Raw genomic sequence first — 20018 nt, 5'->3', positions numbered from 1 at the left:
CCACGAACCCCGCCACCGACAGCACACTCTCCAGCACGGTCCACGTCTTCAACGTGTCCCGCTCGGTGATGCCGAAGTACTTGGCGACGATCCAGAAGCCGCCGTCGTTGACGTGTGAGGCGAAGATCGAGCCGGCCGAGATGGCCATGATGACCAGGGCGATGAAGGCCTGGGAGTGGTCGCCCTCGGTGAGGAGGGGGGCGACGATGCCGGCCGTGGTGACGATGGCGACCGTCGCGGAGCCCTGGGCCACTCGCAGGACCAGCGAGATCAGGTACGACAGGACGAGCACCGGCAGGCCGACGTCGTTGAAGGTGTCGGAGAGGGCCTGGGCGACGCCGCTGGCCTTGAGGATGGCGCCGAAGACTCCGCCCGCGCCGACGACCAGGAGGATGTTGCCGACGGGCTTGAGGGAGGACGTCGACACCGTCTCCAGGGACTTGCGGGACCAGCCGCGGCGGATGCCCAGCAGGTAGTAGGCGAGCAGCAGGGCGAGGGTCAGGGCCACGAACGGGTTGCCGAAGAACTCGATCACCGAGCGCGTGGTGGAGGGGTCCAGGGCGATGGAGGAGAAGGTCGCCGCGAGGATCAGCACCAGCGGGGTGCCGATGATGCCGAGCACCGTGCCGAGCGGAACGGGAGTCTCCTGCGGCTCGACCCCGGCATTGCGCTGCTCGTTGATGACCGCCAGCTTCGCCTCGGCCGCCGCCTCGACCATGTCCTGCGGCACGGCGACGAAGATGCGCTTGCCGATCCAGGCCGAGAACACCCACGCGGCCAGCACCGCCGGGATACCGCAGACGATGCCCATGAGGATGACCCAGCCCAGCTCGACGTGGAGCAGGCCGGCCGCCGCGACCGGACCGGGGTGCGGGGGCAGGAAGGCGTGGGTCATCGACAGGCCCGCGAGCAGCGGCAGGCAGTAGAGCAGGACGGACTTGCCCGAGCGCTTGGCGGCGGCGTACACGAGCGGGGCGAGGACGAAGATGCCGACGTCGAAGAAGACGGGGATGCCGAAGATCAGGCCGGTGAGGCCCATCGCGAGGGGGGCGCGCTTCTCGCCGAAGAGGTTCAGGAGGCGGGAGGCCAGCACCTCCGCCCCGCCGCTGACTTCGAGGATCGCGCCGAGCATGGTGCCCAGGCCGATGATGATCGCGACATGGCCGAGGATGCCGCCCATACCGGACTCGATGGTGGACACGGCGTCCGACCGCTGGACGGTGCCGAAGAGTTCGGTGACCGACAGGCCGGCCATCAGGCCGACGGCTATGGAGACGGCGAGCAGAGCCACGAAGGGCTGCAGTCGCACCTTGATGATGAGGAAGAGCAGCAGAGCGATGCCGATGGCGGCGACCGTGAGCAGTCCGGCCGTTCCGTCGATGAGGAGGAGCAGTCCGCCGGTGTGGGGTGGGGTCTCGGCGGGGGCCGATGCGGCGAGAGGGAAGGATATCGGGGACAATTGGGGGTCCTCTGGGTAAGTACATACTGCTTTCGGGCAGGGAGGATCGCGGCATGGCGTCCCAGGGGATGGCGGACACCATGCCGTATGCGGCGTGCGGGGGTTGAGCAGGCGTCAGCCGAGCACGGCCAGCGCGTCGATCTCGATGAGCAGCCCCGCCGGCAGACCGACGTACACGGTGGTGCGGGCGGCGGGCGGCTGGGTCAGCCCCTGCTCCTCGAAGTAGGTGTTGTAGATCTCGTTCATCTCGGCGAAGTGCGCGACGTCCGTCAGATAGACGCGGATCATCATCACGTCGTCCCAGGAGGCGCCGCCCTCCTCCAGGATCGCCTTGACGTTGGCGAGGGTCTGGAGGGTCTGCTCACGCAGGCTCGGTCCGGCGGGCGTCGGGGGCTGTCCCTCCACCGCCGGGAGGAAGCCGACCTGCCCCGCCACCTGAAGGATGTTCCCCTTCTTCACCCCGTGGGAGAACTTCGCCGGAGGGGTGGTGTGGGTCTTGGGGGTGAGTGCGATCTTGTCGGTCATACGGTGCCCTTCGCTGAGGTTCTGCCGGAGTACTCGCCGCTGATGTCGTCCGCCGTACGGCGCACCAGCGGGAGCAGGGTGAGGAGTTCGTCGGCGGTGACGACGACGTTCGGCGCGGAGACCGACATCGCGGCGACGACGCGGCCGTCGGCACCGCGGATCGGTGCGGCCACGCAGTTGATGGACTCCTCGTGGCCACCGAGGTCGGTGGCCCAGCCCTGTTCGCGCACCTTGGCCAGTTCCCTGAGGAACGCATCCGGGTTCGGTGTCGAACGGGACGTGTACATGGGGTAGTCGAGCTTCTCGGCGAGGACGCGGCGCTCGTGCTCGGGCCGATCGGCGAGGAGGAGCTTCGCCACGGCGGCCACGGTGATGGCGACGGGCTTGCCGATCCGCGAGTACATCCGCACGGGGTAGCGGCTCTCGACCTTGTCGATGTACAGCACCTCGTCCTCCTCGTACACGGCGAGGTGGACGGTGTGCCCGCACTGCTCGTTCAGGCGTGCGAGGTGGGGATGTGCGATCTCGCGGATGTCGAGGTTCTCCATCGCCTCCTGGGCGAGGGCGATGAGGCGGGCGCCGAGGCGGTAGCGCTGGTCGGACTGGCGGTAGACGAGGCCGTGCTCGTGCAGGGTGCGCAGCAGCCGCAGGGCGGTGGACTTGTGGACGCCGAGGCGGTCGGCGACCTGGCCCAGGTCGGCGGGGCCCTCGGCGAGCAGCGGCAGGATGCTGAGCGCACGGTCGACGGTCTGGCTCATGGCGTACGTACCTCCTCGTCGGCCCGCTCGGTGGCTTGCGTCCAGCCGGGGCCGAGTCGAAGTTTCTCCCACGCGGCGGCGTCCAGGGCGACCAGGCGGTCGGCGGTGTCGCGGGAGGGGGGTGCGGCCAGGTCGCCGGGGGCGGTGAGGGTGGCGGCGGCCCAGAGGTGGCCGTGGCGGAGGCGGGCGGGGAGGGGGAGGTCGCGGAGCGTGGCGGAGAGGAAGCCGGCGGCGAAGGCGTCGCCGGCGCCGGTGGCGGCGACGACGTCCACGTCGAGGGCCGGCACGAAGGCGGCCGGGGTCGCGGCCGAGGCGAACACGCTCGCCCCACGGCCCCCTTCCTTCACCACCAGCACCCTCGGCTCCGGCAACAGCGCCCGGATCGCCTCGGGCCCTCCGGTGACCCCCCAGGCATGCTCGGCCTCGTCGGCGCCCACGAACACCACATCGCAGGCACGCGCAAGCTCCAGCAGCACGCCCGGACCGTCGGCGTCCCGCCACAGTCCCGGGCGGAAGTTGACGTCGAAGGAGACGAGCGGGCCGCCGCCCGTTCGCGGGGTGACGAGTTCTCTCAGCAGCCCCAGGCAGGTGTCCGACAGGGCCGCCGTGATTCCCGAAAGATGCAGCATCCGCCCCGAACGCACCGCCCCCAGGTCCGTGTTCGCCGCGGACATCGCCGAAGCCGCGGAACCCGCCCGGTAGTACGCCACCTCGTGCGCGTCCGTGGCCCTGTCACCGGCCGTACGGAAGTACACCCCCGTCGGCCGCGCCGGATCCCGGGCCACGGCCGAGACATCGACGCCGTACCCCCCGATCGCCTCCACGAGATGGTCGCCGAACCCGTCGGCCCCCACCCGGCTCACCCAGCGCACCGCGTGCCCCGCGGCGGCGAGCCCGCACACGACGTTGGACTCGGCGCCCCCGATCCCCCGCTCGAAGGACGGCACATCGGCGAGGCGCCCGGGGCGAGTGGGCAGGAACGTGACCATGGACTCGCCGAGCGCGACGACGTCCACGACGTCGGGGGCATTGCAGGGTCCGGTGATGGTCACGATCGTCGTAGCTCCAGGCCTTGTGCGGGTGGATCGGCGGCTCCGTTGACCCGCGGTTGGCCGAGATGTTAGACAGCGGTAAGCGATATACGCAATGAGTGTTGCAGTGAATGCAACGCACCAGATCAGGGAGGTTCCATGAGCAACGAGGCGCTCGCCCGCCTGGCCGAGGAACGCGTCGACCACCGCTTCAAGGGCCTCCCCCCGGACGCCGACGGTCTCACCGTCGCCGAGCTGACGGCCCAGCGCCGCAACCTCTTCACCGACGGCTTCGCCACTCCCGTGCTCGCGCTCTCCGCCGAGCGCCTGGAGCACAACCTCGACCTCATGGAGACGTACGCCGCCCGCCACGGCCTCGCCTTCGCCCCGCACGGCAAGACCTCCATGGCGCCCCAGCTGTTCCAGCGGCAGATCGAGCACGGGGCGTGGGGCATCACACTCGCGGTGCCGCATCAGGTGCGGGTGGCACGGGCGTACGGCACCGAGCGGATCTTCCTCGCGAACGAACTGGTGGACGCCGCCGCCCTGCGCTGGATCGCCGCCGAGATGACCGCCGATCCGGCCTTCCGTCTCATCTGTTACGTCGACTCCGTGCGCGGGGTCGGGCAGATGGACGCGGCTCTGAAGGCCGCCGGGGCCACCCGGCCGCTGGACGTCGTCGTCGAGCTGGCGGCCGGCGAAGGGGCCCGTACCGGCGTCCGCACGGAGGCCGAGTGCGCCGCCGTGGCGGACGCGGTGGCCGCCGTGTCCACGCTGCGGCTGGCCGGGGTCGCGGGGTACGAGGGCGAGGTGCCGCAGGCCGACCCCGAGCGTGTGCACGCCTGGCTGCGCCGGCTGGTCACGCTGGCCGTCGAGTTCGACAAGGCGGGCCGGTTCGCGGGGCTGGACGAGATCGTCGTCAGCGCGGGCGGCAGCGCGTGGTTCGACGCCGTCGCGGATGTGTTCGCCGAGATCCCCGCACTCTCCGTCCCCGTACTGAAGCTGCTGCGCTCCGGTGCGTACGTCTCGCACGACGACGGCCACTACCGCAAGCTGACCCCCTTCAACCGGGTCCCGCAGGAGGGCGCCCTCGAGCCCGCCTTCCGGCTCTGGGCCCAGGTCGTCTCCCGCCCCTCCCCCGAGCAGGCCTTCGTCAACGCGGGCAAGCGGGACGCCGCGTACGACCTCGATCTGCCGTTCGCCCAGGTGGTCCGTCGCGACGGTGCCGAGCGCCCGGCCACCGGCGTCTCGGTGACCGCACTGTCCGACCAGCACGCGTGGCTGGCGACGACCGGGGAGGCGGACCTGGAGGTCGGGGACTGGCTCGGGATGGGGCTGTCCCACCCGTGCACGTCCTTCGACAAGTGGCAGCTGATCCCGGTCGCCGAGGCGGACGGGACGGTCGTCGACTACATCCGTACGTTCTTCTAGGAGGGGGGCGGTCGTGGAAGAGCTCGTCATCCGGGACGCGGAGGTCGTGGACGGCAGCGGCGGCCCGTCCTTCCGCGCCGATGTCGTCGTGGACGGCGGCAGGATCGTGTCGATCGTGCAGGAGGCCGCCGCGGCCGGCTGCCAGCGCCCCGAGGCGCGCCGGGAGCTGGACGCCGAGGGCCTGGTCCTCGCCCCCGGCTTCATCGACATGCACGCGCACAGCGACCTGGCGCTGCTCCGGGACCCCGACCACAGCGCGAAGGCGGCCCAGGGCGTCACCCTCGAAGTGATCGGCCAGGACGGCCTGTCGTACGCGCCGGTCGACGACCGCACCCTCGCCGAGGTGCGCCGGGCGATCACCGGCTGGAACGGCTCCGGCGACGACATCGACTTCGACTGGCGGACGGTGGGTGAGTACCTGGACCGCTTGGATCGCGGCATTGCCGTGAACGCCGCCTACCTCATCCCCCAGGGCACGGTCCGCGCGCTCGCCGTCGGCTGGGAGGACCGGGAGGCGACGCCGGACGAGCTCGACCGGATGCGGCAGTTGGTCGCTCAGGGCCTGGAGCAGGGCGCGGTCGGCCTGTCGTCGGGGCTGACGTACACGCCCGGCATGTACGCCAAGGACGGGGAACTGACCGAGCTCTGCCGGGTGGTGGCGTCATACGGCGGCTACTACTGCCCGCACCACCGCTCCTACGGGGCCGGGGCGCTTCAGGCGTACGAGGAGATGGTGGCCCTGACGAGGGAGGCGGGCTGCGCGCTCCATCTCGCCCACGCCACCATGAACTTCGGTGTGAACGAGGGCCGGGCGCCGGAGCTGCTGTCCCTGCTGGACAAGGCGCTCGCCGAGGGGGCCGACATCAGCCTGGACACCTACCCCTACACGCCCGGCTGCACGACCCTCGTCGCCATGCTGCCGAGCTGGGCGAGCGAGGGCGGTCCGGAGGCGATCCTGGCCCGGCTGTCGGACGACGACACCGCCGAACGCATCCGCCACCACATGGAGGTCATCGGCGCCGACGGCTGCCACGGTGTGCCCATCGAGTGGGACACGATCGAGATCTCGGGCGTGAGCGACCCGGCCCTGGGCGACTTCGTCGGCCGTACGATCCGGCAGTCGGCTCACGCGCGGGGCGAGGCCCCTTGGGTGACCGCGCGCGGACTGCTCCTTCAGGACCGGCTGGGCTCGACGATCCTCCAGCACGTCGGCCACGAGGAGAACGTGCGCACGATCATGCGGCACCGCGTCCACACGGGCGGCTCGGACGGCATCCTGCAGGGCACGAAGCCGCATCCACGGGCGTACGGCACGTTCCCGCACTACCTCGGCCACTACGTGCGGGAGTTGGGAGTGCTGTCCCTGGAGGAGTGCGTGGCCCATCTGACCTCGCGCCCGGCGGCGCGGCTGCGGCTGCCGGACCGGGGCCTGGTCCGCGAGGGCTACCGGGCGGACCTGGTGCTGTTCGACGCAGCGACGGTGGCGGCGGGTTCGACGTTCGAGGAACCGAGGAAGCTCCCCACCGGCATTCCGTACGTCCTCGTCGACGGCCGTTTCGTGATCGAGGACGGGCGCAGGACGGACGTACTGGCGGGGCGGGCGGTCCGCCGGACGACTCGGTGACTGGGGGACCGCCCGCCGCGAGGTGTTACGGCTTGGGCAGCACGCACCCGCTCGCGCTCAGGTCGAGCTTGTTGTCGACGCCGAAGCAGGCGGGGATCTGGTAGGTCTCCTGGGCGTAGTTGATGCCCTGTCGAACGGTGACGTTGCCGCTCTCGTCGACCTCGCACGGGTTGTTGACCGTGCAGCGCTGGCCGTCCTCGTTGCCGGTGTTGTTGACGGCGACGACCTTGTTGGTGGCCTGGTCGATGACGGGGGAGCCGGAGGTGCCGCCGATGGTGTTGCAGGCGGAGGTGTAGCGGACCGAGTCCTTGAAGGTCCAGTCGCCTTCCTTGAGGCGGTAGGCGAACCCGTCGATGTTGCAGCTGTACAGCCGCTTCCAGTAGCCGGAGGCGACCGTGATGGCCGTGCCGGCGGTCGGGTGGGAGTCGGCCACGGTCAGCGCGTTGATCCCGTACGAGCTCTTGATCTGCGCGTACGTGGTGGTGAGCTGATAGATCGACACATCCGTGTCGGTCATCGTGCCGTAGGCGATCTTGCTGGCGCGCAGCGTGGCGACCCGGCTGCCGTTTGCGTTGAGCAGACCGAACGTCCGGCTGGAGGCCCGGTCGACGACGACCTCACCGGGTCCCGGCATGCCGGTCTCCAGACAGTGGCCGTTGGACATCACCAGCGCCGGGTCGTTGTCCTCCGAGGCCGGGAAACGGACGACCGAGCCGGAGCAGTTGCTGAGCGCGACGGTACCCGCGAAGTTGACGGCCTTGGCCTTGGGGTTCAGGACCTGGCCGAGGCTGTCCGCGGCGGAGTTGACGGTGTCCTGGACCACCGAGGTGACCGAGGTCGTGTCGACACCCTTGCCGAAGGACTGAGCCGTGTCCACGTCAGCCGCGGCCGCGGGTGCGGCGCCGGCCCCGGCTATCGCCAGGGCGAGGAGGGCGGCGCCGAGAGGTTTTCTCATGTGGGGGTCCCCTCATACGGAGAAGGTGACCGGAAAATCTCCGGTCACCCACGTATTTGTCATGCGCATTGTCACGCACGAGGGGGGTGCGGACAAGGAGTTGGTTACCCGCGAGTTCGGGCCATAGGGGTGGCCGTAGGGGTTTCCCTATCACGGTGAGTGAGGGCGCGGGCCCTACGGCGCAGGACGTTCACGAGAGGGTGATGAGATCACCACAGTGGCCTCACCGCCCCCGTCCGCCCGGCCTTCAGCCGGGCTTCTTGGTGCCGCCCTGCCCTCGTCCCGGATTGTTGCCCGAGTTGCCCGGCGCGGTAGCGGTCGGGGTGGCGGCGGGCTCGGAGGGGGCCGTGCCGGCGGCAGTCGGATCCGCCGACGGCTCAACGGTCTTGCCATCGGAGCCGCCGTCGTCCGACGAGGAGGGGCTCGCCGGGTCACTCGGCGAGGGGCTTTGCGACGGGCCGGCGCCCTCGGGCGCGCGGGCACCTGCCGACACGCCCGGGGAGGGCTCTCCCGGCGTCACCGCGTCGCCGGACGTCGCGCCCGTCCGGTCGTCCTTGGTCCGCGTGCCGCCCTCCGAGGAGGATCCGGACAGGGAGAACCCGGCTATCAGCGCCGCCGCCGACAGTGCCCCCACCGCACCGGCCGCCACCGCGAAACGTGGCGAACGCCAGACGCCGGGCTTGCGTCGGGCTCGGCGGCGGCCGCGGCCCCTGCCGGATTCGCCGGCGTAGGCGTCGGCGTAGTCGTAGCCGTCCTCGTAGACGTAGTCGTAGCCACCGCCGGCACCGTGGACGCCGTCGGCACGCGGGTCCTCACGAGCACCGTCCGCCCCGTCGGCCACCGGAGGCATCTCGGTCGTCTCGTCGTAGGCGTTCTGCCAGCCGTGGGCGGCCGCGGGGTCGGAGTACTCCTCGTACACCGGAGCCGGCTCGACCTGCGGGTGGTACACGTTCGGGGGCACCTGGGTTCCATCACTTTCCCAGTGCGCACCATGGACGCCGGGTGCGGCGGCGGAGTGGTTCACGCCGTTCGCCCCGTACATCCCGTTTTCCTGCTCAGGCGGCCTGGACATGACCGCGCATTGTAGAGACCAGAGAGGTTCCTGTGACAGCTACCGGCGATAACAGCCCAAACCACCGCGTCTCACGTGTCGGAAAACACCGCCCAAGCGGCGTTACCGAGCCGTAAGCTCCTGGACATGCAGGTGATCCAGTCGACCAAGCTCGCCAACGTCTGTTACGAGATCCGGGGCCCGGTGCTCGAGGAGGCGATGCGGCTCGAGTCGGCGGGGCATCGGATCCTCAAGCTGAACACCGGCAACCCGGCCGCGTTCGGCTTCGAGTGTCCGCCCGAGATCCTGGAGGACATCCTCCGCAACGTGTCGTCGGCCCATGGCTACGGCGACGCGAAGGGCCTGCTCGCGGCGCGCCGTGCCGTCGTCATGCACAACCAGACGCTGGGCATCGAGACCGACGTCGAGCACGTCTTCATCGGCAACGGCGTCTCCGAGCTGATCGTCATGGCGATGCAGGGCCTGCTCGACGACGGGGACGAGGTGCTGGTCCCGGCGCCCGACTATCCGCTGTGGACCGCCGCCGTGTCGCTCTCCGGCGGTACCGCCGTCCACTACCGGTGCGACGAGCAGTCCGACTGGATGCCCGACCTCGCCGACATCGAGCGCAAGGTCACCGACCGCACCAAGGCCATCGTCATCATCAACCCCAACAACCCGACGGGGGCCGTGTACGACAAGGCCATGCTCCGGGGGCTGACGGACATCGCCCGGCGGCACAACCTCCTCGTCTGCTCCGACGAGATCTACGACAAGATCCTGTACGACGGCGCCACCCACACCCCCACCGCGGCCGTCGCCCCCGATCTGCTCACCCTCACCTTCAACGGCATGTCGAAGGCGTACCGCGTCGCCGGTTACCGGGTGGGCTGGATGTCGATCTCGGGCCCGCGCGCCCACGCAGACTCCTACATCGAGGGCCTCACCATCCTCGCGAACATGCGGCTGTGCGCGAACATGCCCGGCCAGCACGGCGTCGTGGCCGCGCTCAGCGGGCGGCAGACCATCAATGACCTGGTGCTGCCCGGCGGGCGGCTGAAGGAGCAGATGGATGTCGCCTACGAGCTGCTGACCCAGATCCCCGGCGTGACATGCGTACGGCCGAAGGGGGCGCTGTATCTCTTCCCGCGCCTGGACCCCAAGGTGTTCAAGATCAAGGACGACCGGCAGATGGTCCTGGACCTGCTGCGGCGCGAGAAGATCATGGTCGTGCAGGGCAGCGGGTTCAACTGGCCCGAGTCGGATCACTTCCGGGTGGTGACCCTGCCGACGGTCACGGACCTGCGGGACGCGATGGGGCGGATCGGGCGGTTCCTCGACGGCTACGGCCAGCCGTGACCGTGTGTGTACCGGTGGTCCGCTTTTGTGAACGGCTCAACTTTAGACAGAATCTAAGCTAGGATGGTTTCCTGTCAGCGCACAGGAGGCCATCCCCATGTACGAACCGATCCGAACCAAGTCGGTCCACAGCACGATGGCCGGCAACACCACCGACTTCCCCCACCGCTCCCGCGAGGAGGAGTTGGACATCCAGCTCGCCGGCCACCTCGCCGCGCTGCTCGCCGTCACGGACGAGCTGCGTGCGACGGCACCCTCGGCGGACCTGGACACCGCGGCCGACCGGCTGGCGGACCAGGTGGCCCGGCTGCGGGAGGGACACAGGCCGGCCCGCGCGGTGGTCTCCGGCGGCCGGCCCAAGCTCGCGGCACTGCATCGGCGTGCGCATGCCCTTGCCGGGCGGGCGCTGGTCGTCGCCGCGTCTCGGGCGGATACGGCGGCGGCGATTCTGGCCGCCGAGCGGATGGACGCGCATGCTGCTGCGCAGGCTGAGCCGCAGGAGTTGACCGGCGTCGGCTGACACCCCTTGAACGGCCCCGGTCCGCGTGCACCCGCAGCGACGCGCGGACCGGGTGCCACAGTTGGTTGTTCGGCGGCTGACGGTTGTCGGTGGCTTGTCGCGCAGTTCCCCGCGCCCCTTAGGGCGTTGCAGTCCCCCGTGTCGTAACGGGACCGGCATGACACCCGCCGTTCATCCCCATTGACCGGGAACGTTGGATTCCGGGAGCACTCTCCCCGGCGTGAGACGAATCGCTGGAATCATCCTCGCGGTGGTGCTGATCGGTGGCGTGGTGGCCGCCGTCGTCGCGGGCCGCAGCAATGGGGACAACGGCACGGCAACGAAGACCGTGCAGGCGGTGATCGGGTCGGAGAAGGCAGAGTTCTTCGCCGATCCCGACGTGGTGAAGGCCCTCGCCGCCAAGGGCTACACCGTGAAGGCCGAGACCTCCGGGTCCTGGGCCATGGAGGGGTTGGACCTCAAGGGGTACGACCTCGCACTCCCGTCGAGCCAGGCGCCGGCCGTCGCGCTGGCGGCGAAGTACAAGGTGACGGGGACACTCCCCCGCCCCTTCTACTCGCCCCTCGTGGTCGTGGCGCACAAGAACGCCGCCGAGGTGCTCGCGGCGAACGGGCTCGCCACCCTGGACGAACCCCACCGCGGCACCCTGAAGATGGCCGCCTATCTGGACGCCGCCCGCGACGACCGCACCTGGCAGCAGCTCAAGGGCGCCCAGAAGTACGGTGAGTTGACGGGCACGCTCTACCTGTCCAGCACCGACCCCGAGACCTCCAACTCCGGCGCCCTCTATCTGGCCGCCGCCTCCTACGTCGAGAACGGCGGCAAGGTCGTCGCCGACGACGCCGGGATCGACCGGGCCACCCCGCTGCTGCACAAGCTGATCAGCGTGCAGGGCGCCCAGCAGTCCAGCAGTGACGCCGTCTTCCGGGACTTCGTCAGCGGTGCCGGCAACCCGCTCGTCGTGGTCTACGAGTCCCAGGTCGCCTCGCTGCTGGCGGAGGGGCAGCAGCCCGGCGACCTGGTCGTCCTCTACCCGGACACCACGGTCAACAGCGACCACACGGTCGTACCGATGACCGAGAACGGCAAGGCCGTCGCCGAACTGCTCTCCTCGGACCCGAAGTTGCGCGACCTGGAGGCCCGGCACGGGTTCCGTCCGCAGGGCGAGGCCAGTGAGTTCGCCTCGGACACCACCTACCTCAAGCAGGAACTGACCGGCGTCCACCAGGCGGCCGTGCCCACCTCCGAGGTGCTGCACGAGCTGGCGCGACGGGCGCGCGGATAAGGGGGCAACAGCACATGAGCATCAACGACGACACCTTCGTCCTCACCCCGCCCGAGCCCGTGGCCGCCGTGCCGCGCGAGAAGGCCGGCGGACTCGTCCCGGTCGACGACGGCGTCCGAACCGACATGGCGAACAAGGCCAACGCCTACATCGAGGGGCTCGCGGCGCTCGACGCCCGCTCCCCCGAGTTCGCCGGCAAGGTCGGCGAGATCACCGGCCTCGGCGCCGGTGAGATGCGTACCGCCGCCGCCCAGTCCAACCGCATGCTGGAGCGGACCATCCGCAGCCTGCCCGACAAGGGCGGGGACGCCCAGTCGCAGGTCGCGGGCTCGCTCGTCGAACTGCGGAGGGTGGTCGAAGACCTGGACCCGCGGGACCTGCCCGCGTCCAAGGGGCGCAAGTTCCTCTCCAGGCTTCCCGGTGGCAACAAGCTGCGCGACCACGTCGCCAAGTACGCCTCCGCGCAGGGGACCCTGAACAAGATCGTGGGTTCGCTGCGGGGCGGGCAGGACGAGCTGCGGCGGGACAACGCCGCCCTGCAGACCGAGCGGACGCGGCTGTGGGAGACCATGGGCAAGCTCCAGGAGTACGTCGTGCTGACGGAAGCCCTGGACACGGCCGTGGAGCAGCACATCGGCCAGGTCGCCGATCCCCAGCAGGCCGACACTCTGCGCGCCGACATCCTCTTCCCGGTCCGGCAGAAGCACCAGGACCTGCTGACCCAGCTCGCGGTGTGCGCGCAGGGCTACCTCGCCATGGACGTCGTACGGCGCAACAACGAGGAACTCATCAAGGGCGTCGACCGGGCCGCGACCACGACCGTCTCGGCGCTGCGCATCTCCGTGATGCTGGCCTCCGCGCTCGACAACCAGAAGAAGGTCATCGAGCAGGTCAACGCCCTGCGCGGGACCACCGAGGACCTCATTCGCGGCAACGCCGAGATGCTCGCCACGCAGAGCGGCGAGATCCAGCGCATCGCCGCCGACCCGGCCGTCGGCGCGGAGACCCTGCGCTCGGCCTTCCAGCAGATCTACCGCACGCTCGACACCATCGACAGCTACAAGGTCCAGGCGACCGAGGCGATGGCGGCCACGGTGGAGAGCCTGACGGCCGAACTGCAGCACGCGAGCGGCTACCTGGAGCGCAGCCGTTCCCAGGGCGCGTTGGAGGGCGGTCTCGGATGAGAGCACGACTTCTCGCCGCCGCGCTCGCCGCGGTGGCCCTGCTGACCTCCTGCACCTCGCAGAAGGCGACCGACAAGCCCCAGGACGGCCCGCAGCCCGGCACTCTCAGGGTCCTCGCCTCCAGCGAGCTCAGCGACATGACCCCGGTCCTCGACCGGATCGCCGACGACACCGGCATCGAGGTGCGGCCCACCTACATGGGCACCCTCGACGCCGTGGAACTGCTGGCGAAGGGCAAGGCGGACGGGCAGTACGACGCGGTGTGGCTGTCCTCCAACGACTATCTGCGGCTGCGGCCGGAAGCGGCGAAGAAGGTCGTGTCGGAGACGCCGGTGATGTCGAGCCCGGTCGCCGTCGGCGTCAGGTCCGCGACCCTCGGCAAGCTGGGCTGGCGGCCCGAGGACGTCACCTGGTCGCAGATCGAGCGGGCCGTCCAGGACGGCAGGCTCACCTACGGCATGACGGACCCGGCCCGCTCCAACTCCGGCTTCGCCACCCTGGTCTCGGTCGCCTCGGCCCTCTCCGGCGCCCAGTCCGCGCTCACCGACGCGGACGTCACGAAGGCCACGCCCCGGCTGAAGGAGTTCTTCACGGGGCAGAAGCTGACGTCGGGTTCGTCGGGCTGGCTGGCGACGGCGTACAAGCGGCGCGGGAACGTCGACGCGCTGCTCAACTACGAGTCCGTCCTCAAGGGCATCCCGGGCCTGACGGTGATCCGCCCCAAGGACGGCGTCGTCACCGCCGACTACCCGCTCTCTTCCCTCGCGTCGACGAGTGCCGCGACCCGGGACGACGTCCGCCGCCTCACCGAGGCCCTGCGCACCGAGGACATCCAGCGGATGATCACGGAGCGCACCCATCGCCGCCCGGTCGTCCCCTCCGTCGATCCGGCGCCCGGCCTCGACACCGGACGGCGGCGCGAACTGCCCTTCCCGGGCAGCCGTTCCGTCGCCGACGGACTGCTCGACGCGTACGAGAACGAGCTGCGCCGCCCGTCCAGGACGGTCTACGTCCTCGACACCTCGGGCTCGATGAAGGGCGATCGCCTGGCGCAGCTGAAGCGGGCGCTCACCGACCTCACCGGTGACTTCCGCGAGCGCGAGGAGGTCACGCTGATGCCGTTCGGATCGGGCGTGAAGAGCGTGCGCACGCATGTCGTGGAGCCGGCCGACCCGAAGACCGGTCTGGACGGAATCCGCAAGGACACCGAGGCGCTCACCGCCGAGGGCGACACCGCGATCTACACGTCGCTGGAGGCGGCCTACGACCATCTGGGCTCCGGACGCGACACCTTCACGTCGATCGTGCTGATGACGGACGGCGAGAACACCGCGGGCACCGATTCGGCCGGCTTCCACGCCTTCTACATCGGACTGGACCGTGAGCGGCGGGCGACGCCCGTCTTCCCGATCCTCTTCGGCGACTCCAGCAAGTCCGAGCTGGAGAACATCGCCGAGCTGACCGGCGGCCGCCTCTTCGACGCCCAGGAGGGCTCTCTGGACGGCGCCTTCGAGGAGATCCGTGGCTACCAGTAGAACGGCTCCGGGCAGGGCGCTGGCATACCTGGAGTCCCGCAAGAACATCGCCGGGAGCGCGTGCGGGCTGGTCGGCGTGGTGCTGACCTTCACCGGGGTGGCGGGACCGTACTGGCCTGTCGTGGTCGCCGGGCTGTACGGCGCGGGCGCGCTGATCGCCCCGCCGGAGCGGCCCGCCCTGCCCGACTTCCCGGACCCGTCGGCCCAGCTGGACGAGCTGCGGGGTGACTTCGAGAAGCTGCGCGGCTATCTGACGGACATCGAGCTGTCGGTCACGGCCGCCGCCCGGCTGCGTGAACTGAAGGAGCTGCTGGCCGCGTTGCTCGAGAAGGGCTGGGCGACCGAGCTGCTCGCCCATGATCCGGAGGGCGTCCACGTGCTGTCCCGGATCGTGCGGCGCGACCTTCCCGAGGCCGTCGACAGTTTCGTACGGACGCGGTGGTGGACGCGGATGTCGCCCGGCACCGACTCCCCGGAACTGCATCTGGAGCGGCAGCTGGGCCTGCTGAAGAAGGACGCCGAGCAGCTGGCGGCGGGCCTGCGCGAGGTGGAGGCCCGCCGACAGGAGTCGCACACCCGGTATCTGGAGGACCGGGGCGGGACCGGGTGATCGGGCCGCCTGGCGCGTGACGAACACCGTCGCGGAGCCCTGTTCACGAAGATACGGGCGAGGGCCTGCCGCGGCCTTCCCGTCGGGGCGGACGGAATGACCACGACAGGCCCAGAGCCCCGTACGCCGTTGTACGGAACCTCGCCGGTCTGGGGTGCTGTCACCGCGGCCGGCCGTGACGATGTAGCTGGTCAGGGCACGATCGGAGCCGGCCGCGGCGTCTTGGGGGGCTGTGCTCAGCCCAGGCGCTGCACCAGCGCGTTGTACTCGTCCCACAGCTCCTTCGGCGTGTGGTCGCCGAAGGTGTTGAGGTGGTCGGGGACGAGCGCGGCCTCCTCGCGCCAGATCTCCTTGTCGACGGTGAGGAGGAAGTCGAGGTCGGAGTCGGCCAGTTCGAGGCCCTTGGTGTCCAGCGCGCCCTTGGCCGGCAGGATGCCGATCGGGGTCTCGACGCCCTCGGCCTTGCCGTCGAGGCGCTCGACGATCCACTTCAGGACGCGGCTGTTCTCGCCGAAGCCGGGCCAGACGAACTTGCCCTCGTCGTTCTTGCGGAACCAGTTGACGTAGTAGATCTTCGGGAGCTTCGCCTGGTCCTTGTCCTTGGCCACGTCGACCCAGTGGGCCATGTAGTCGCCCATGTTGTAGCCGCAGAAGGGCAGCATCGCGAACGGGTCGCGGCGCAGCTCGCCGACCTTGCCCTCGGCGGCCGCGGTCTTCTCGCTCGCCACGTTGGCACCGAGGAACACGCCGTGGTTCCAGTCGAAGGACTCCGTCACCAGCGGTACGGCGGTGGCGCGGCGGCCGCCGAACAGGATCGCCGAGATAGGCACGCCCTTGGGGTCCTCCCACTCGGGCGCGATGATCGGGCACTGCGAGGCGGGGACGGTGAAGCGGGCGTTGGGGTGGGCGGCCGGGACCTCCGACCGGGGCGTCCAGTCGTTGCCCCTCCAGTCGGTGAGGTGAGCCGGGGTCTCCTCCGTCATGCCCTCCCACCAGATGTCGTTGTCGTCGGTGAGGGCGACGTTGGTGAAGACGGAGTTGCCCCACAGGGTCTTCATCGCGTTGGCGTTGGTGTGCTCACCGGTGCCGGGCGCGACGCCGAAGAAGCCGGCCTCGGGGTTGATGGCGTACAGGCGGCCGTCCTCGCCGAAGCGCATCCAGGCGATGTCGTCGCCGATCGTCTCGACCGTCCAGCCGGAGATCGTGGGCTCCAGCATGGCGAGGTTGGTCTTGCCGCAGGCCGACGGGAAGGCGGCGGCGACGTACTTGGCCTCGCCCTGCGGCGGGGTGAGCTTGAGGACCAGCATGTGCTCGGCCAGCCAGCCCTCGTCGCGGGCCATCACGGAGGCGATGCGCAGGGCGTAGCACTTCTTGCCGAGCAGGGCGTTGCCGCCGTAGCCGGAGCCGTAGGACCAGATCTCGCGGGTCTCGGGGAAGTGGGAGATGTACTTGGTGCTGTTGCACGGCCAGGGCACGTCCTGCTCGCCCGCCTCCAGCGGCGCTCCGAGCGTGTGCACGGCACGCACGAAGAAGCCGTCGGAGCCGAGCTCGTCCAGGACGGGCTGTCCCATGCGGGTCATGGTGCGCATGGAGACGGCGACGTAGGCGGAGTCGGTGATCTCGACGCCGATCGCGGAGAGGTCCGAGCCGAGGGGGCCCATGCAGAACGGGACGACGTACATGGTCCGGCCGCGCATCGAGCCACGGAAGACGCCCTTGTCACCGGCGAAGATCTCCCGCATCTCGGCGGGGTCCTTCCAGTGGTTGGTCGGGCCGGCGTCCTCCTCCTTCTCGGAGCAGATGAAGGTCCGGTCCTCGACGCGGGCGACGTCGGTCGGGTCGGAGGCCGCGTAGTACGAGTTGGGGCGCTTGATCGGGTCGAGCTTCTTGAAGGTGCCCTTCGCGACGAGCTCCTCGCTGAGCCGGTCGTACTCGGCCTCGGATCCGTCACACCAGACCACGCTGTCCGGCTGCGTCAGTTCAGCGATCTCGTTGACCCACGAGATCAGCTCCTGGTGGTTGGTGGGGACGACGGGGGGAGCCGCGATGTCGCGCGCCACGGTTGCTCCTAAGTGAGGGATTTTGTCCTGAATATGCCCTTGTACGCCCCGTGGGGGCCGCGACCCGGATGCTTCGCGGGCTGGATCCGTTTTTCGATCTCCGCGCTCATCCGGTGCCGACCGCACTCATTTGATCATCCGACGGGTCTGCCCATATGTCCAGAGGGCGTCACAGGTGAGCGGCGTGAGCATCGCCACTCATCGAGATGTTTTCGATGCGTCACCACCGCTTCACCCCTGGTGCGCCCTGCCGGGTACCCCGTGAGACGATGGCCACTAATGGGTGCCCATCTGGCCGCCCTGATACGTAACTTACGGTTCCGTAGGTACGATGCAGGGCATGACTGCGCCCGTCCCCGACGCACCTTCGGACACGCCGGCCGCCGGCCGCGGCTCCGGCGCGCCCTCGCTGCCGCATCAGATCGCGCACCACGCCCAGCAGCTCTCGGAGGAGATCAAGCCCAAGCTCCGGGGCTGGCTGCATCTCGGCATGTTCCCGGCGGTGCTCGTCGCCGGCCTGGTGCTCACGGCCCTCGCGGACTCACCCCGGGGCAGACTCGCCTGCGGGATCTACGTCCTCACGGCCTGCCTGCTGTTCGGCGTGAGCGCGCTGTACCACCGGGGCAACTGGAGTCCGCGCATGGACGGCATCCTGCGCCGGCTGGATCACGCCAACATCTTCCTGATCATCGCGGGCACCTACACGCCGCTGACGATGCTGCTCCTGCCGGGGGCCAAGGGCCAGTGGCTGCTGTGGGGCATCTGGGCGGCCGCGCTGGCCGGCATCGTCTTCCGGGTCTTCTGGGTCGGCGCCCCGCGCTGGCTGTACACGCCCTGCTACATCGCGATGGGCTGGGCGGCCGTCTTCTTCCTGCCCGACTTCATGCGCTCCGGCGGCATCGCGGTGCTGGTCCTGGTGATCGTCGGCGGCCTCCTGTACAGCGCGGGTGGCGTGATCTACGGCATCAAGCGCCCCAACCCGTCACCGCGCTGGTTCGGCTTCCACGAGGTGTTCCACTCCCTCACCCTCGCCGCGTTCGTCGTGCACTACGTGGGGATCTCCCTGGTGGCGTACCAGCACGGGTAACCGCTCCAGCACACCAAGGGCCACGGCTTCGAGCCGTGGCCCTTTTCGTATGCCCGCAGTGGATCCACCATGCCGACAGCGGATACCCATTGGCAGTGACTATATTTTGAGAGTTACTTCCATTTCATGGAAACTGTCACTCCAGACCCTCGCCGTTGGTGGGCCTTCGCCGCGCTGGGGTCCCCCCAGGCGTTTAGCACTGGGGGAGGATGGCGGACGCGTACCTCGTCGTCTTCGCCGCTCCGATGCTTCCCGCTGGCCTGCTCGGCGACTGGTTCGGGCGCCGGCGGATGCTGATCACCGGGCTCGGGATCTTCCTCGCCGGGTCGCTGGCCGGTGTGCTGGCCGGCGACGTGAACGCGATGATCGCCGCACGAGCGGTGATGGGCGTCGGCGCGGCCCTGGTCACCCCGCTCTCACTGTCGGCGCTCCCCACGCTGTTCGGCCCTCAGGAGCGCACCAAGGCCGTCGGCATCACCTCCGCCGCCTCCGCGATCGGCATCGCCGCCTGCCTCTTCCTGCTCCCCGAGACGAAGGATCCCGCCTCCCCCAAGGTCGACACCCTCTCGACGGCACTCGCCGCGTCCGGGCTCGGCGCCCTCGTCTACGGGATCACCGAGGCGCCCACCCGGGGCTGGGGCGACCCGCTGGTACTGGGCATGCTCGGGGCGGCCGTGCTCCTGATCGCCACGCTGGTGATACGCGAACGCAGGTTCGAGCGCCCCATGCTGGACATGACCCTGCTCGCCCACCTCGGCTTCCTGTTCAACACCATCGCCGCGACCCTGGTGACGTTCGTCCTGACCGGCCTGCTGTTCGTGCTGCCCCCTACCTCCAGGCCGTCCTCGGCCACGATGCCCTGGGCACCGGCGTGCGGCTGCTGCCGATGATGGGCGGACTGCTTCTCGCCTCCCGCCTCGCGCCGCGGGTCGTCGCCCGCTTCGGTGCGCGTGCCGCGGTGAGCGCGGGCCTGGTGGTACTGGCCTTCGCCGGGCTCCTCGGCAGCCGTACGACCGTGGACTCCGGCTACGGATTCGTCGCGCTGTGGCTCACCATCACCGGCCTCGGCTTCGGCCTCTCGCTCATCCCCGCCATGAACGGCGGCCTGAGCGCCCTGCCCCGCGACCGCGCCGGCTGGGGGTCCCCCCACGCCATTCAGGCAGTGGGGGAGGCGGAGGCCTGCTGATGACCTTGCGTCAGGTCGGCGGCGCGATCGGCATCGGCATCGCGCTGCTCGGCAACCTGCTTTCCGGTGTCTTCCGGGACCGGCTCGACGTCACCGGACTGCCCGCGCGTGCCGCCGACACCGCCGGGGAGTCCGTGGTCGCGGCGCACCTCGTCGCCGAACGGGCGGGCTCCGCACAGCTCGCGGCCTCCGCCAACAGCGCGTACGTCCACGGCATGGGCGTCGTCCTGGTGGTGTGCGGCATCGCCGCCCTCGTCGTCGCGCTGCTGGCCGCCGCGTTCCTGCCGGGCACCCCCGATGCGGAGCGCCGGGGGACCCCGGACATGGCTGCGCAGCGGGCCGATGCCGGACAATGACC

16 protein-coding genes and 1 pseudogene are annotated in these 20018 nt (G+C 70.1%); 10 read left to right on the top strand and 7 right to left on the bottom strand.

The features are described from left to right. The 4 genes from ACFQ6S_RS31930 to ACFQ6S_RS31915 all read right to left on the bottom strand — a co-directional run. A partial coding sequence (locus ACFQ6S_RS31930) for a GntP family permease (RefSeq protein WP_383418260.1) occupies positions 1 to 1450 on the bottom strand: 1450 nt, incomplete at its 3' end. A 123-nt stretch (positions 1451 to 1573) separates the two neighbouring features. Next, positions 1574 to 1984 (bottom strand): RidA family protein, encoded by a 411-nt coding sequence (locus ACFQ6S_RS31925; protein WP_383417476.1) that lies wholly within the window; start codon positions 1982 to 1984, stop codon positions 1574 to 1576. Beyond that, positions 1981 to 2742, bottom strand: a complete 762-nt coding sequence (locus ACFQ6S_RS31920) for an IclR family transcriptional regulator (RefSeq protein ID WP_383417474.1) — start codon at positions 2740 to 2742, stop codon at positions 1981 to 1983. The genes ACFQ6S_RS31925 and ACFQ6S_RS31920 overlap by 4 nt, the downstream gene beginning before the upstream one ends. Then, a complete protein-coding gene (locus tag ACFQ6S_RS31915; protein WP_383417472.1) occupies positions 2739 to 3794 on the bottom strand; it encodes a sugar kinase in 1056 nt (351 codons plus the stop codon). Before ACFQ6S_RS31915 ends, ACFQ6S_RS31920 begins: the two co-directional genes overlap by 4 nt. Before the next feature lie 138 nt (positions 3795 to 3932). Between ACFQ6S_RS31915 and ACFQ6S_RS31910 the strand changes: the two genes are divergently transcribed. Both ACFQ6S_RS31910 and ACFQ6S_RS31905 read left to right on the top strand, forming a co-directional pair. Then, positions 3933 to 5204, top strand: coding sequence for an amino acid deaminase (locus tag ACFQ6S_RS31910; RefSeq protein ID WP_383417469.1), 1272 nt, complete (start codon positions 3933 to 3935; stop codon positions 5202 to 5204). 13 nt (positions 5205 to 5217) lie between these two features. After that, entirely contained in the window at positions 5218 to 6828 is a 1611-nt protein-coding gene (locus tag ACFQ6S_RS31905; RefSeq protein WP_383417466.1) for an amidohydrolase family protein, read from the top strand. A gap of 25 nt (positions 6829 to 6853) precedes the next feature. Here the strand turns inward: ACFQ6S_RS31905 and ACFQ6S_RS31900 are convergent, their stop codons facing one another. Continuing rightward, on the bottom strand, positions 6854 to 7783 hold the full coding sequence (locus tag ACFQ6S_RS31900; RefSeq protein WP_383417465.1) for a trypsin-like peptidase domain-containing protein: 930 nt from the start codon (positions 7781 to 7783) through the stop codon (positions 6854 to 6856). A gap of 247 nt (positions 7784 to 8030) precedes the next feature. Then, on the bottom strand, positions 8031 to 8855 hold the full coding sequence (locus tag ACFQ6S_RS31895; protein WP_383417463.1) for a hypothetical protein: 825 nt from the start codon (positions 8853 to 8855) through the stop codon (positions 8031 to 8033). 126 nt (positions 8856 to 8981) lie between these two features. Between ACFQ6S_RS31895 and ACFQ6S_RS31890 the strand changes: the two genes are divergently transcribed. The 6 genes from ACFQ6S_RS31890 to ACFQ6S_RS31865 all read left to right on the top strand — a co-directional run bounded on the left by ACFQ6S_RS31890 (position 8982) and on the right by ACFQ6S_RS31865 (position 15327). Then, positions 8982 to 10193 carry a pyridoxal phosphate-dependent aminotransferase gene (locus ACFQ6S_RS31890; RefSeq protein WP_383417460.1) on the top strand — a complete coding sequence of 404 codons (1212 nt, stop codon included), beginning with the start codon at positions 8982 to 8984 and terminating at the stop codon, positions 10191 to 10193. A 97-nt stretch (positions 10194 to 10290) separates the two neighbouring features. Next, entirely contained in the window at positions 10291 to 10713 is a 423-nt protein-coding gene (locus ACFQ6S_RS31885; RefSeq protein WP_383417458.1) for a hypothetical protein, read from the top strand. 220 nt (positions 10714 to 10933) lie between these two features. After that, positions 10934 to 11998, top strand: a complete 1065-nt coding sequence (locus ACFQ6S_RS31880) for a hypothetical protein (RefSeq protein WP_383417456.1) — start codon at positions 10934 to 10936, stop codon at positions 11996 to 11998. A gap of 14 nt (positions 11999 to 12012) precedes the next feature. Further along, the gene (locus ACFQ6S_RS31875) at positions 12013 to 13182 is read left to right on the top strand and encodes a toxic anion resistance protein (protein WP_383417453.1); all 1170 of its coding nucleotides are present in this window, start codon (positions 12013 to 12015) and stop codon (positions 13180 to 13182) included. Then, positions 13179 to 14717, top strand: a complete 1539-nt coding sequence (locus ACFQ6S_RS31870) for a substrate-binding domain-containing protein (RefSeq protein WP_383417450.1) — start codon at positions 13179 to 13181, stop codon at positions 14715 to 14717. Before ACFQ6S_RS31875 ends, ACFQ6S_RS31870 begins: the two co-directional genes overlap by 4 nt. Continuing rightward, positions 14704 to 15327, top strand: coding sequence for a hypothetical protein (locus ACFQ6S_RS31865; protein ID WP_383417447.1), 624 nt, complete (start codon positions 14704 to 14706; stop codon positions 15325 to 15327). The genes ACFQ6S_RS31870 and ACFQ6S_RS31865 overlap by 14 nt, the downstream gene beginning before the upstream one ends. 236 nt (positions 15328 to 15563) lie before the next feature. Here the strand turns inward: ACFQ6S_RS31865 and ACFQ6S_RS31860 are convergent, their stop codons facing one another. Further along, positions 15564 to 17387, bottom strand: coding sequence for a phosphoenolpyruvate carboxykinase (GTP) (locus tag ACFQ6S_RS31860; RefSeq protein ID WP_383417444.1), 1824 nt, complete (start codon positions 17385 to 17387; stop codon positions 15564 to 15566). A 340-nt stretch (positions 17388 to 17727) separates the two neighbouring features. On the opposite strand from ACFQ6S_RS31860, the gene ACFQ6S_RS31855 reads away from it, so the two are divergent. Next, entirely contained in the window at positions 17728 to 18474 is a 747-nt protein-coding gene (locus ACFQ6S_RS31855; RefSeq protein WP_383417441.1) for a hemolysin III family protein, read from the top strand. Between the two features lie 126 nt (positions 18475 to 18600). After that, a pseudogene (locus ACFQ6S_RS31850) lies at positions 18601 to 20016 on the top strand (MFS transporter). Positions 20017 to 20018: the final 2 nt, after the last annotated feature.

Origin of the sequence: Streptomyces sp. NPDC056479 (assembly GCF_042795335.1) — a bacterium.
GTDB lineage: Bacteria > Actinomycetota > Actinomycetes > Streptomycetales > Streptomycetaceae > Streptomyces.
This window is presented reverse-complemented; position numbering and strand designations above follow the sequence as displayed.

What these genes read in the sequence shown, in the direction of transcription:
- ACFQ6S_RS31925 (WP_383417476.1), bottom strand. Translation starts at nt 1,984, where the DNA reads ATGACCGACAAGATCGCACTCACCCCCAAGACCCACACCACCCCTCCG.
- ACFQ6S_RS31920 (WP_383417474.1), bottom strand. Translation starts at nt 2,742, where the DNA reads ATGAGCCAGACCGTCGACCGTGCGCTCAGCATCCTGCCGCTGCTCGCC.
- ACFQ6S_RS31910 (WP_383417469.1), top strand. Translation starts at nt 3,933, where the DNA reads ATGAGCAACGAGGCGCTCGCCCGCCTGGCCGAGGAACGCGTCGACCAC.
- ACFQ6S_RS31900 (WP_383417465.1), bottom strand. Translation starts at nt 7,783, where the DNA reads ATGAGAAAACCTCTCGGCGCCGCCCTCCTCGCCCTGGCGATAGCCGGG.
- ACFQ6S_RS31895 (WP_383417463.1), bottom strand. Translation starts at nt 8,855, where the DNA reads ATGTCCAGGCCGCCTGAGCAGGAAAACGGGATGTACGGGGCGAACGGC.
- ACFQ6S_RS31890 (WP_383417460.1), top strand. Translation starts at nt 8,982, where the DNA reads ATGCAGGTGATCCAGTCGACCAAGCTCGCCAACGTCTGTTACGAGATC.
- ACFQ6S_RS31885 (WP_383417458.1), top strand. Translation starts at nt 10,291, where the DNA reads ATGTACGAACCGATCCGAACCAAGTCGGTCCACAGCACGATGGCCGGC.
- ACFQ6S_RS31875 (WP_383417453.1), top strand. Translation starts at nt 12,013, where the DNA reads ATGAGCATCAACGACGACACCTTCGTCCTCACCCCGCCCGAGCCCGTG.
- ACFQ6S_RS31870 (WP_383417450.1), top strand. Translation starts at nt 13,179, where the DNA reads ATGAGAGCACGACTTCTCGCCGCCGCGCTCGCCGCGGTGGCCCTGCTG.
- ACFQ6S_RS31855 (WP_383417441.1), top strand. Translation starts at nt 17,728, where the DNA reads ATGACTGCGCCCGTCCCCGACGCACCTTCGGACACGCCGGCCGCCGGC.